An 11,901-nucleotide genomic window follows, 5' to 3' on the forward strand; every position below is an offset into this window, starting at 1 on the left:
CTTCGCCGACCCGCTCGCCGCGTGCCCGGGACGGGGACGGTCAGGCGGCTGCCGCGTCGCCCCGACGCGATCCGGCCAGCGTCCGCACGAGCGCGCGGATGTCGTTGGTCGTGATGGCGTCGACGCCGGCCGCCGCGACCGCGGCCATGCGGCGCGGGTGGTCGACCGTCCACGTACTGACCTTCACGCCCCGGCGCTGCACGGTCCGCACGTTGCGCCGCGTGACCCAGATGTGGCGGCGGTTCAGGTAGTCGGGGCGTACCCGGCGCACCAGATCCGGGTCCGGCAGCAGCGGCGACTTCCAGCTCATCGCGATGCGCACGTGCTTCGCGCCGACCCGGATGTCGGCCAGCGCGCGCGGGTCGCCCGTGAAGACGACGCGGTCGTGGCAGTCGAGCGCGTGCACCTCGCGGGCCGCCGCCGCTCCCTCGGCCGGGCTCGGGACGTCGATCATCAAGGTGGCCTCGCGCCGCACCGTCAGATCCAGCGCCTCGCGCAGCGTCGGGATGCGCAACTCCCCGCCGCCGACCAGGCGTTCCAACTCCGCGTGCGGCACCGAGGCGATTTTGCGGTCGACGCCCCACAGCCTGGTGAGCGTGTGGTCGTGCAGCAGCACGGGGACGCCGTCCCGGGTCAGCTTGACGTCGATCTCGACCCAGTCCGCTCCCGCGGAGACCGCCGACTCGACCGACGGCAGGGTGTTCTCGCGGATCCGCAGGGGATCCCCGCGATGCGCGATCTTCACGACCATCGGTCACCCGCCCTTCCCCGGACGCCGGCCTGGAGGCGACTCACCCCACGACTGTACGTCCACCCGCGAACCGGCCGTCCCGCGCACGTGCGGCTACGAGGCGACGGGCCGCCGGACGATCGCGTCCCAGCGCCGCCACGGCCCGCGCTCCCCGGTCGCCGGGTCGATGTCGTCGGCGGACAGCGGGACGACGGTCTCGAAGCCGGCCAGCAGGTCGCGGAGCCCTTCTTCGCCGAAGAAGTGCGCGTACATCCCGGGGGTGGCCGGGTCGTCCTGCAGATAACGGAGCGTCACCGAGCCGTCCTCGTGGTGGCCGACCACCTCGTGCGGTCGGCTCGCCCGCGCACCCACCGCGGCCACGCGCACGCAGAACAACCCGCCAGGGGCGACCCGGTCCAGGGCCGAGCGGATGTGGGCGCGGGCGAAGTCCCGGGTGCCGTGGTGGAAGACGTGCAGCCCGATCACCACGGGATAGGTCCGCCCGGCGGGCAGATCGTCCAGGCTGCCGCACACCAGCCGCTCGGAGCGCTCGGGCGTACGCGCGCGGATGGCGTCGAGCCCCACCGCCGAGATGTCCAGGCCGACGAGGTCGAGCCCGCCGGCCACCAGCGGAAAGTAGTTCCGCCCGGTGCCCGGCCCGATGTACAACCCGCTCCCCGGCACGAGGCCGAAGCGCCGGGCGGCGGCGAGGATGTCCGCCACGAAATCATCGGGCGGAAGGTCGGCGAGCCGCCCCGCGACGTACTCCCCGTCCCAGAACTCCGCGACCAGCGCCGCCTGCTCCGCGTCCTCCCCCCGCAACAGCCCGCCCCGCCAAGCCTCTTGCTCCCCACAACCCGACCCCACACGACTCCTTCCGACACCGAGACCCACCCCCCCAGCATCCCACCCACCCCGCACCCCCCAAGCCCCACACAAACAACCGCGCCCCGAAAACCCGCAACAACCAAGGCATCCCAGCCACGAGCAACCACCGATGGCCACACCCCAACCGGCGCCCAAACAAGCCGACCAGCCCCCAGCCCCCGGCCCACAAAAGGCTCGGGGCCCGAGACCGCCCCCCGCTCGCGGCAGACGTTGCCAGACAAGCCGTTGACCTGCATGTTCGTGTCCCTTGCGGACCGGCGGACCGAACTGCCCAACGGATGCCCAAAGGCGATTGCTGCGACTGTATGAACTTCCTTTTTCGTCGCAAAGTTCGCAAATTCTACGTAAGGTTCTAGTGGCTCACTGGGGCATGTTGTGGAGGGTTTCCAGCAGGGCAACCGATGCTTGCAATTCCCCTGCGCGAGCAAGGACGTTGGCAACTTCCAGGCGCAGCCTTGGATCCGCTGAGTGGGACTGCTCCTCTTGCAGGGCGGATTGGGCATCTGAGAACGATCCCTGTTGGCAGTACGCTTGCGCTAGGCGGACTACAAGATGAACTCTCTCCCATTCCTCTTTGCTGGATGCGAGACTCTCCTTGAGAACTGAAATTGCCTGGCCGGTTTTGCCGCTAAGGATCAAACAGTCGGCATAGAAGCTCGCGGCAAGGCCACGAAAGGCCCTCGTCTTTTCATAGGACTCTTTTCCAATCCTCTCCAGTTTACTGAAATTTCGAGTCACCTTCAGTATCTCGGCGAGCGGCGAGTGAATTAAAAGGTGGTGCGAATCAAGTTCGTGGGCCGCTGTCGCGAGAGGCTCTGCTTCTCGGTAGAGACCCAAGGCAATTAGTGCCTCGCAATGTATGTTGACGTATCCGCGCTGGAGTGGGTTGAGAAAGTATGCCCTTTGCGCAAAGGCTAGAGCCTTCTGGGCCTCGTTTTGCTCAAGGCATCTCCGGGCAAGAATATATGCAGAATGCGCACTCTGCAATTTTTCTGGATTCCCGTGGTGCATGAAGTTTTGGATTACCGGCTCATACTTCCCGATGGACTCGGTGTCGTCGTAGTCGTAAAAGTAGTCGTAGAGCTCGATTGTGAGTTCGACGGCATGAGAGTCCTGTTTTTCGATTTGAGAAATTAGGAAATCTTTCGCTTTCTCCTCTTCTTCCAATGTGCAATACTGGCGAAAAAGATTCAGCTTGGCTGCCAAAGCTGGATGTACCGGTTCGCGATAGTTGCCTGGAGCCGGTGAGGCAACATCATCGTTTGCTTCCTCGTTTCGCGCCCGAATCCACAACGACTTGAATTCATCAAGGTCTGCCTCTAATACGCAAAGTACAGGCTCTAGGGCCCTCCAGGACGGCAGTGTTGCTGCTCGTAGAACCTGGTGGGCAGTTGTGTGACTCACGGCGCCATGAGCACGCCGAGAGATCTCTCGGGTGCTTAGTTCTCCAGATGCAAGATGAGCTTCCTTGAGTCGGCCTCGCAGTACTCCCAGTGCTTCGCTCATGCATGCCCCCTGGTGTCCGCTACCGTACGGCATTGTAAAGTGACAGCAAGTTCACCGCAAGATTCTGTAAGAGATCGTGTGCATGTGTATGAGAATGATTTCTTTGCAGAACTTTCCGGTTTCGGCTGCCACGCTTTTCCCATGACTTACAAGAAGCGTCGCGAAGTTCGTTTCCGGTGGCTCCGATCTCTCCTAAAGCGTCCGCTCTTTAAGCGGCTTCTGCTCGCCGCTGCGCTCGGGTTTATGGGCGGGGCCGCCAATACACTAGGAGCCGCTTCGTTGGAGTGGCTTATCTGGTTCATCTGAGGCTGCGGGAAGTGCCTGGAGAATAGTCGGTTTTGGCGCGTGACGATGCCTGCAAAAGCAATGAGCGATCGCGGTGTGCGCCTTCGTGCCAAAACTGACTTCCAGTCCGGCAGGACTTCGCGAAAGTTCGCCATCAATCAGATGCTGAGCGATCGGCCATGTGGCGGGTCCGAGCTAAATTCTGTGGAGGGCGGCAATAGGAACTCGCCATTGTGGGCCCGCACGGCGGTGGGTGAATCCGTGAGAGCATCCAAAACGCGAATGCGGAATGTGGGCAGCAATAGACGGAGCGCCGCATCGGGTGGCGCCCAACGGAATTCGGAAACCTCGGCGTTCCCTTGCAGTTTTCCGCCGACGGGGTAGCACTTAAAAACTAGGGCGACTACGCCGATTTTCATGTTCTTGTATGCGCCAGTGAGTGAGGCGATTTCAACAACGAGCCCCGTCTCCTCTCGGATTTCACGGTACAGCCCATCGATGATGGTTTCGCCGATTTCGAGAACGCCGCCCGGAGGTTCCCAGTGGCCGTTGTCGCGGCGGCGGGTTAGGAGAACTTGGCCTTCGCCGTTGAGGATGACGCCGGCGACACTAACTGAGTGCTTCGCGGGATCGGTCATGAGGTGAACTCGCGGCACACGGCGATAGTGGCGTCGTCGTATTGCTTGCCTCGGAAGGTGCCGGGGGCAGTGGCGTGTTCGGCTTCTCGGACGGCTCGGACTGCGGCGGCGGGGCCCTCGGACTCGGCGACGTCCATGAGGCGGGACCACGACCATTCGTAGCGTTCGACGAGGCGGGACATGCCGTCGGTCATCAGGGCGACGCGGTGGACCTCGGAGGCGTTGAGCGAGCCGACGACCGCATGTTCGGCTGCCTCGGGTTTGGTGCTTGCGACCCAGAAGCCGCCGGGCTGGTTGCGGGTCCGGCGCAGGTCGTCTTGCGTGTAGCCAGGGAGGTAGGCCGTTGCGTCGTCGGTGATCGCTTGCACCTTGCCGTCTGTGGTTTCGATGGCCACCGGCGAGTCGCACAGGATGAGGTAGTCGACGGTGTCGGCGCCGTGGCGCAGGAGGGCGACCGTGCTTGACGGGCTACTGGGGTTCGACAGGTCGCACGTGCCCGCGTGCATGGCGCAGACGCGTTCGATGGCGCCGGCCAGGATCGACGTCAGCGACGCGTCCGGCTCGGTGACGAGAGCGGTGGCGAGTTGGGTGCCGAGTCGCTTGACTAGCCATGGGACGTTGTGGATGCAGCCGGATTCGCTGAGCTGGGTTGCTCCGTCGAGTACGACGACGAAACGTTCGCCTGCGATGACGAAGTCGTCGTTGACGCCGCCGGGTGTCGGCTCGCTGATGTAGGTGACCTGCAAGGGACTTCCTGTCTACTCGGGTGCCGGGAACTCGTAGCAGAACACGTGTCGGTCGCCTGCGACGACCGATGTCAGTACTTCCACGGGACCGTCTGAGGTGAACGCGATTCGTCGCAACTCGGCGACGGGGATGCCCGGCGGCAGGCGGAGTGACTTCGTCTCGTCGGGCGACGGCATGCGGATGGAGATCTCCTCGCGGAAGCGCTCCAAGCGGAGCCCTTTCTCCTCCAGGCGCGCGTAGCTCCCGCCGGGGCCCGTGTCCTCGGTGCGGATCGCCGTGTCGGCGACCGTCTCCAAGCGGTAGTAGCTGTCGGCGATTTGCGTGGGGTCGTCGTCGACCCAGTTGCGCCGGCGACGTACGAACACCGTGGTCTCGGGCTCGATGCCGAACCACTCGGCGACCCACTTCGGTGCCGGCACGTCGGCAAGCTCCAGGATCTCTTGCCCCCAACGGCGCCCCTGCGCTTCTATCTCCGCTTCGAACGCCGCCTTGCCCTCGGCGCGCGTCTTGCGGGAGAAACGGTGCGAGCCCATGTGGATCGTCGGTGGGTGTTTTCGGACGAACACGCCGCGGCCCCGCTCGGAGACGACTAGCCCTTCCTCCTTGAGCAGGCGGACCGCTTGCCGAGCCGTCGTGGGAGACGTGCCGTACGTCTCGACCAGCACGCTTTCGGAAGGCAATGCGGCGCCGGGCTCAAGCGCTCCGCTCACGATCTGTGCGCGCAACTCGTCGGCGATCTGCCGCGAGGGGGACCGCGGGTCGGTCGGATCGATGCTCATTCAGCCATCGTAGGCGACTTCCCTAGTGAGGTATTGCGGTGCTGCGAGTTGTCGCGCTACGGTGACGTCACTACCTCACTAGTGAGGCAGTGACGTAGCGGTCTAAGTGTCGCTACGTGTTGTTTGACCTGCGCTTTTGCGCGTTGCCGAACACAGGCGACCGGCAGGGAAGGCGGCGGTGGCACGTCGCGCGCCCGTCGGGACAGCGCGTTCCTTGAGAACTCAACAGCGGACTGCATGACCACTGACACGAGTGCTTTTAGTCCTCGGTCGGCGCCCATTCGCGGCTGCCCGCCGAGGGCCATGACCGCTCGTCAAGAAGTGGCGAGGCACACGGAGATGTGCCGGAGCGGTCGCCGTCCGGCCAAGGATGCGGCGACCGCTCCGTGGGTCGCTCCTATGGAGAGGAGTACGACTTGCGAACCATTGTTGCCGGTGGCCCGAGAACGTCAGGCCACGAATTCGCTGAAACGGTGCTCGGCATCGACCCGGTCCTGTTCGCGGGGCCTGTGGTCGAGTCCGAGTCGGAGCGCGCCGCGCGGTTGGACGTCGCGTTCGACGTGCTGAACGAGCTGTGGCGGGAGGACGCCGACTCGGCGGCCTACGCGACCACGTTGTTCCTGACGTCGGCGCCGATCGTCCGCCGTACCGAACTCGTCGGTCGTCACGGTCGCGTCTGCGCGCAGCTGCGCGGAGAGGCGGGCTGCGCGCGATGACGGTCACGCTGGTACGTCGGCGCCCGACGGCGAAGAACACGGGCACCCCGTACGCGCAGGCTGACGAGGCGGTGAAGGAACTGCTTCGTTTCCGCACGCGAGTCGGGGTCATGGCCACCTTGGCCGCAGAGCTGGAAGCGCGCTACGGCCCGGCCGAAAGCTGGGACGCGCGCACGTGGGACGAGTACGAGCACCGTGCGGAAGCCGACGCCTGGAAGCGGGCGGCGGCGGTATTCGGCGGTGGCGGATGAACAGGTCGTCGTTGTCGCGTCCGTCGATTCCGACGGGCGCGGCACCTGCGCAACTGTGGGTCCCGGAACCGTCGTCGCTCGCCGTCCGATTGGACGCCAAGGCGCATGCCGCCGAGGTGATCGAAGCGGCCGAGCGGGCGGCGCGAGAGCTGTTGGCGCAGGCGGAAGCCGACGCCGAGCGCGTGCGTGCCGAAGCTATTGCCGACCGACGCACCGCCGAGGCAGCCCGGGAACGCGCCGAGACCTCGGCGCGGCGGGCTCGCGACGAGGCGGAACAGAACACAACCGCCGGCCGCGACGCGGTCGAGCGGGCTCGCGGCATCGCGGCGACGATCGTGGCCGAGGCACAGCAGAGTGCCGCCGTGCTTCGAGAGGATGCCGCGGCGACCGCAACTCGCGTTCGCGGCACGGCCGACACGTACGCCAAGCGCGTTGTCGACGCTGCCGAGCAAGAGAAGCAACAGACTCAAGAAGCCGTCGACAAGGCGGCGCGAGAGGCCAAGCGGATCGTCGACGAGGCGCACGCACTCGCAGGCGACACCGCCGATGCGGCCAAGTCCGCGAGTGAGGAAATGGCCCGAGCGGCACGCGCCGAGACCGAGCGCATGCGCACGGACGCCGACGCAGCCGCGGACGCCCTGCGCACGCAGGCGCGTACCGCGGCGACGCGGATCACGGCCGAGGCCAACCGCGACGCGCAGGCCGAACGCACCCACGCCGCGACGGTTCGCCAGGAAGCGGACGCACTGCGCGCGGAAGCCGAGGAACTGCGCTCCGAACTGGCCGAGAAGATCGACCGGTTGCGGTGGCGTACCAACATCCTCGGGCGACTGCTCCCGGTCGTCGCGCTTCTCGCGGCGGTGGCGCTCACCGCGTCTGGCGAGTACCACCTGTACGTCTGGGCGGGCTTCGGCGTCTTCGCCGCGTTCGGTCCGGTGTGCATCGACGCGTACGTGATCGCTGCGTTCCGGCGCCGGCGGGAAGTCGGATGGGCCATCGGCGTGATGGTCCTGACGAACGTCACGGTCCACCTGCTCCCGGTGCTTCCCGGTGGGTGGGTGCACATCGTCATCCGGATCGCCGTTGCCGGGCTCGCTCCCGTGGTGCTGTGGCGAGTTCACGAACTCTTGCATGACGGAAGCGCTTCCCGGCTTGCTGACCAGCACGGGAAGCAGGCGGAAACGCTTCCTGCCGCTCCCGATTCGGTGCCTGCGACGTCTACCGGGAGCGCGGTTGACCGTGCTTCCCGGGAAGCACCCGCGACGGCGACTCGGGCCAAGGTCGTCGCTTCCCGTAAGCCGACGCGGACGCCTGCTCCCGCCGCCATCGCGCCGGACAGCGGTTCCCGCGACCACGTCGCGGCGGCTCTGCAACTGCTCCGCGACAACAACGGCGACGTGTCTTACCGCGCCGCTCAGGAAGCGCTCGGCTGCCGCTACGCCACCGCCAAAGACGCTCTCGACGAGGCGAAGCGGCGGTACGCGAGCGGCGCAACCGTCCTGACTCTCCCCATCCAGCCCGGCACAACCAACGCCTAGGAGCGATCACCCGATGAACGTCAAGAAGGCCATGGCCACGCACCGGGGATGGCAGCACAACGCCGAGTGCCGTGACGACGAGGCGGCGCACGCCGACCTGTTCGCCGAGCCGGAAGGCGTCCGCGAGTCGGACGCCGAGCGGGAGTGGCGCGAGCAGGCGGCCAAGTCGCTGTGCGGCCGTTGCCCGGTGCGCGGCGCATGCCTCGTCGCGGCTCTGGAGGAGCGCGACGAATACAGCATCCGCGGCGGCCTGACGGCGACCGAGCGTCGTGCGATGCGTCGCAAGGCGAACCGCGACGCGGCCGAGGTCGCCAAGGCGGCCTGACCGCAGAACAGCACATCAGTCATGCGGAGTCCGGAACGGACCGGGCTCCGCTCTCTTTTTGGAGGAAGAGCCTCATGACACGCCGTTCCCTCGGCAACGCCCGTCAGATCTTGACGGACCCGGAGTTCCTCAACCCGGAGAGCATCCGCACCTACACCAACGCCGGCCGCGAACTGCTCCGCGACGTCTCCGTCGACTTGGCGGTCGGCTCGGAACTGCTCCGGGCGGTGCTCAAGGAAATCCCAGTCGTCGGTTCGAACATGCCCGGCGGCTCGCGGGTGCGCGCGTTCACCATCGCGCGCCACATCGACATCGCGGCCGAGGACGCCAAGTCCGCCGCCGCGCGCATGGCGCAGTGCTACGCCGCGTTCCTCAAGCACTTCGCGCCCGAGTTGGAAGCGGCCGGCCACAAGAAGCCGGTCCCGAAGTTCACGTTCGCCTGATTCGCCGCGACGATCCGAGAGGACTACCGGACGCATGGCAGCGACCAATTCGCTCCGCAAGGAAGGCGCCGACATCGGCGCACAGATCGGCAAGTGGGTGGCCGCTCGGACGGCACCCTTCCTCCCGCCGTGGCTCATCGTCGGCGCGCTCGGCGGTGCTGCGGCACTCGGGCACGTCCACTTCGAGGACAACACCGCAGCGACCGCCATCATGGGCGCGACGGCCACGGCCGTCACCGCAGCGACGTGGCAGGAGGCTTCCCGTCGTTCACCGCGCCTGCGCGGACACGCCACGCTCTCGGTCGCCGCGGCGACCGCGTACGTGACTGCCGGCACCGTGGCGGGACCGCTCGCGGGCGGTGTCGGCACGATGTACGCCATCGGGGGCTCGGCACTCGCTCTGTCGTGGAACGTCCGCTACGCGCTCCGCAATTCGGCCGAGGCCGAGACGTCGGGCGGAGACAAGCTGCTCGACATGGTCGGCATGGCCAAGGCCAACGTCGTCAAGGGCAACGTCGAAGGTTCCCGCGTGGATGCGGTCCTTCAGCTTGAGCCCGGCAAGATGACTGCGGCCGACGCGCAGAACAAGGCGGGGCTCATCGCATCGGCGGCGGGAATCCCGGCAACCGCCGTGCGCATGACCGCCGATCCGGACGACCATTCCCGCGTGACCATGTCCCTGGTCGCGCAGGACGTCCTGAAGAAGCCGACGCCGTGGCCCGGCCCGTCCGCCCCCGGTGGCTCGGTCGCCAAGCCGATCGTCATGGGTATCTGCGAAGACGGCGTGCCCCTGGAGTTCTACCTTCCCGGCGACCCGGACGTTCCGCGCAACGCGAGCCACATCATGTGGGCGGGCATGAACGGCTCGGGCAAGTCCGAGGGGTTCACCGTGATGGCCCTGGAGGTCCTCACCCGCTCCGACGCGTTGCTGTGGGTGGGTGACCCTTCCAAGGGACGCCAGACCCTCGGCGACATCGCGCACGGGCTCGACTGGATGGAGACGACGCCGAAAGGTGTCGAAGCCATGCTGGACGCGCTGCCGCACGTCATCCGGGCCCGCGCGGACAAGCTCGGTCGGCTCGGCTACAAGCAGTGGGTCCCGGAATGCTGGACGAAGCACCGAATCCCCTTGCTTGTCGCGCACTTCGAGGAAGCCGCGGACAGCACGGTGGCGGACAACCCGAACCTCAAGCCGATTGCGCAGCAGGCCCGGTCGGCCGGCGTCATCCTGTCGGTCAGTCTTCAGCGTGCGTCCGGGACGAACGTCGACACCGACGTTCGCTCGGAGTTCGGTACCGGGTTCATGTTCGGCTGCCAGAAGCCCGTTGACGCGACGTTCGTCCTCAACGACGAGACGATCGAGGCCGGGGCGAACCCGCAAGCCTGGAAGAACAGCAAGCCGGGTTCCTGCTACGTGCAGAGCCCCGGCCGTTCACTCGCTCGCTGGGCCACGCCGAACCGCACGTTCCGGCTCGACCCCAGCGAGGAAGCCCGGCGGGAGATCCGCGAACTCATCTCCCTCTACAAGGGCATCCGGGCCACCGCCGACCCGGTCACCGCACGCGCGGCGGGCTCGGCGTACGCGGCGTACCGGGCGAACGCGACCGCCCGAGCGGTAGAGGAGCGCGCCGGTGTTCCGGCACCGCGAACCGACGTCGTGTCTCGGGACCGCACGCCGGAGGTTGAGATCGTGGACGAACCGTCGTTCGCCGTCGCCGAGGGCCCGCGCCGCTACTCGGACGCCGAGCTTGCCGCGATGACCGACGAACAGCTTGCCGCGGCCGTGCTCGCGTCCGGCGCCGACGACGACCTGATCGTCGACCCGGACGCGGACTTGCCCGAACTGCCCGAGGGGGCCGAGGGAGTCACGCTCGGCGAGCCGTCCCCGTTCGCGCGCCGAGAGCTGACCGAGGACGAGGCGTACGCCGAACTGCTCGCGCTCGTCGACGCGTTGGAAGCCGCCGGCCACACGCAGATTGGCCCGAGGCACATCACGAAGCAGTGGACCGGCCGTTCCCGGTCGTGGGTCTCTCGGACCCTCAACCGGCTCGCCGACGAGGGGCGACTGCGCGAGACCCAGACGGCCGGACGGTACGACATCGTCCCGGCCGATGGCTACGCCGCGTAACTGTGCGCCGAAACCGTGCGCACAGTGCGCACGGCACGCACACCGCCGATCCCGCGCATGCGCCCGCGTAAAAGGCACGCACGCCCCCACGCACACCAGCGTGCGCACACCCGCGCACGCATCACCCAACGTGACAACTACCGAGGAAGGACAGAACTCAAGTGGCCGAGTACTACGTCGAGTTCAAGGACGCCGTCGGCAACAGCCACGGCGACAAGTACTTCAACGAGCCCACCGACGCCGCCGCTCTGACGAAGGGTCAGAACCTGCTCACCGCCGAGCACCGCGGAAACAAGCGCGTCACGGTCGCCACCGTCTACCAGCGCACCGTCGTTTCCCAGCGTGCGAACGAGGTCGGCGAACTGAAGGTCTGAGTACGCCCCGGAGCGGCCGTCAGGTCGCCAAACTCGCCGACCGCTCCGGGCCTGCCTCACCTGAAGACGAAACAGGAACCCCGATTCTCCCCGGTGCCGTCCGGCCCCCAAAAGCCGGACGGCACCCGCACGCATTCGCCCGGACTACGGAGGACGCGTGATCCCTACCTACCACTACCGCCTTGCCCCGGACGGCCTGTTCACCCGTCGCCAACTTCGCGCCCGCGGTCTGCGTCCGGGCGGGCAGGAACCGGCCGCACAAATCATCTGGCGTCGTGGGCGCCGGATCGCGTACTTGTACCGACTCGAACTCGCCCGGCCCGTACGCCCGATGACCGAGGCACGCGCCCGCGCACTCGCGGCAGCGATGCGGGCCCGCCGCACATGCCCGGTCTGCCGCAGTGATCGCGGCTATGTCATCCCGACCAGCCTCGGCGCGTGCGTGCCGTGCGCCGACGGAACCTAACCCGCCGCTCGCCGTGGTCCCGGAAGCCTCAAGGGGTTTCCGGGGCTTGCGGGGGACGGCCGGAAGGCCCGGCCCTCCCTCCAGGAG

The 11,901-nt window shown here is 67.1% G+C and carries 14 protein-coding genes; 8 read left to right on the top strand and 6 right to left on the bottom strand.

Annotation, left to right across the window (positions count from 1 at the left end):
• Positions 1-40: 40 nt before the first annotated feature.
• The 6 genes from LO772_RS24450 to LO772_RS24475 all read right to left on the bottom strand — a co-directional run bounded on the left by LO772_RS24450 (position 41) and on the right by LO772_RS24475 (position 5,573).
• Positions 41-745: a glycerophosphodiester phosphodiesterase gene (locus LO772_RS24450; RefSeq protein WP_231774179.1), complete on the bottom strand. Its 705-nt coding sequence runs from the start codon at positions 743-745 to the stop codon at positions 41-43.
• 99 nt (positions 746-844) lie between these two features.
• Positions 845-1,552: a class I SAM-dependent methyltransferase gene (locus tag LO772_RS24455; RefSeq protein ID WP_231774180.1), complete on the bottom strand. Its 708-nt coding sequence runs from the start codon at positions 1,550-1,552 to the stop codon at positions 845-847.
• Between the two features lie 426 nt (positions 1,553-1,978).
• Entirely contained in the window at positions 1,979-2,785 is an 807-nt protein-coding gene (locus LO772_RS24460) for a tetratricopeptide repeat protein (RefSeq protein WP_231774181.1), read from the bottom strand.
• Positions 2,786-3,567: 782 nt separating this feature from the next.
• The gene (locus LO772_RS24465; RefSeq protein WP_231774182.1) at positions 3,568-4,047 is read right to left on the bottom strand and encodes an NUDIX hydrolase; all 480 of its coding nucleotides are present in this window, start codon (positions 4,045-4,047) and stop codon (positions 3,568-3,570) included.
• Positions 4,044-4,793: a protein phosphatase 2C domain-containing protein gene (locus LO772_RS24470; RefSeq protein ID WP_231774183.1), complete on the bottom strand. Its 750-nt coding sequence runs from the start codon at positions 4,791-4,793 to the stop codon at positions 4,044-4,046. Before LO772_RS24470 ends, LO772_RS24465 begins: the two co-directional genes overlap by 4 nt.
• A 12-nt stretch (positions 4,794-4,805) precedes the next feature.
• Positions 4,806-5,573 carry a GntR family transcriptional regulator gene (locus LO772_RS24475; protein WP_231774184.1) on the bottom strand — a complete coding sequence of 256 codons (768 nt, stop codon included), beginning with the start codon at positions 5,571-5,573 and terminating at the stop codon, positions 4,806-4,808.
• 473 nt (positions 5,574-6,046) lie between these two features.
• Between LO772_RS24475 and LO772_RS24480 the strand changes: the two genes are divergently transcribed.
• The 8 genes from LO772_RS24480 to LO772_RS24515 all read left to right on the top strand — a co-directional run bounded on the left by LO772_RS24480 (position 6,047) and on the right by LO772_RS24515 (position 11,814).
• On the top strand, positions 6,047-6,289 hold the full coding sequence (locus tag LO772_RS24480; protein WP_231774185.1) for a hypothetical protein: 243 nt from the start codon (positions 6,047-6,049) through the stop codon (positions 6,287-6,289).
• Positions 6,286-6,540: a hypothetical protein gene (locus tag LO772_RS24485; protein ID WP_231774186.1), complete on the top strand. Its 255-nt coding sequence runs from the start codon at positions 6,286-6,288 to the stop codon at positions 6,538-6,540. The genes LO772_RS24480 and LO772_RS24485 overlap by 4 nt, the downstream gene beginning before the upstream one ends.
• Before the next feature lie 89 nt (positions 6,541-6,629).
• Entirely contained in the window at positions 6,630-8,078 is a 1,449-nt protein-coding gene (locus LO772_RS24490) for a hypothetical protein (protein WP_231774187.1), read from the top strand.
• Positions 8,079-8,091: 13 nt separating this feature from the next.
• Positions 8,092-8,403 (top strand): WhiB family transcriptional regulator, encoded by a 312-nt coding sequence (locus LO772_RS24495; protein ID WP_231774188.1) that lies wholly within the window; start codon positions 8,092-8,094, stop codon positions 8,401-8,403.
• Positions 8,404-8,417: 14 nt separating this feature from the next.
• Complete coding sequence (traA, locus tag LO772_RS24500) at positions 8,418-8,846, top strand: plasmid transfer protein TraA (RefSeq protein ID WP_269453246.1); 429 nt, start codon at positions 8,418-8,420, stop codon at positions 8,844-8,846.
• Positions 8,847-8,880: 34 nt separating this feature from the next.
• Positions 8,881-10,974: a hypothetical protein gene (locus LO772_RS24505; protein ID WP_231774190.1), complete on the top strand. Its 2,094-nt coding sequence runs from the start codon at positions 8,881-8,883 to the stop codon at positions 10,972-10,974.
• 161 nt (positions 10,975-11,135) lie between these two features.
• Positions 11,136-11,348: a hypothetical protein gene (locus tag LO772_RS24510; RefSeq protein WP_231774191.1), complete on the top strand. Its 213-nt coding sequence runs from the start codon at positions 11,136-11,138 to the stop codon at positions 11,346-11,348.
• 157 nt (positions 11,349-11,505) lie between these two features.
• Entirely contained in the window at positions 11,506-11,814 is a 309-nt protein-coding gene (locus LO772_RS24515; RefSeq protein WP_231774192.1) for an RRQRL motif-containing zinc-binding protein, read from the top strand.
• Positions 11,815-11,901: the final 87 nt, after the last annotated feature.

Origin of the sequence: Yinghuangia sp. ASG 101, assembly GCF_021165735.1 — a bacterium.
Classification (GTDB): Bacteria; Actinomycetota; Actinomycetes; order Streptomycetales; family Streptomycetaceae; genus Yinghuangia.

Excerpts from the sequence above, each read along its gene's own strand:
- LO772_RS24505 (WP_231774190.1), top strand. The coding sequence starts at position 8,881 with ATGGCAGCGACCAATTCGCTCCGCAAGGAAGGCGCCGACATCGGCGCA.
- LO772_RS24475 (WP_231774184.1), bottom strand. The coding sequence starts at position 5,573 with ATGAGCATCGATCCGACCGACCCGCGGTCCCCCTCGCGGCAGATCGCC.
- LO772_RS24495 (WP_231774188.1), top strand. The coding sequence starts at position 8,092 with ATGAACGTCAAGAAGGCCATGGCCACGCACCGGGGATGGCAGCACAAC.
- LO772_RS24485 (WP_231774186.1), top strand. The coding sequence starts at position 6,286 with ATGACGGTCACGCTGGTACGTCGGCGCCCGACGGCGAAGAACACGGGC.
- LO772_RS24465 (WP_231774182.1), bottom strand. The coding sequence starts at position 4,047 with ATGACCGATCCCGCGAAGCACTCAGTTAGTGTCGCCGGCGTCATCCTC.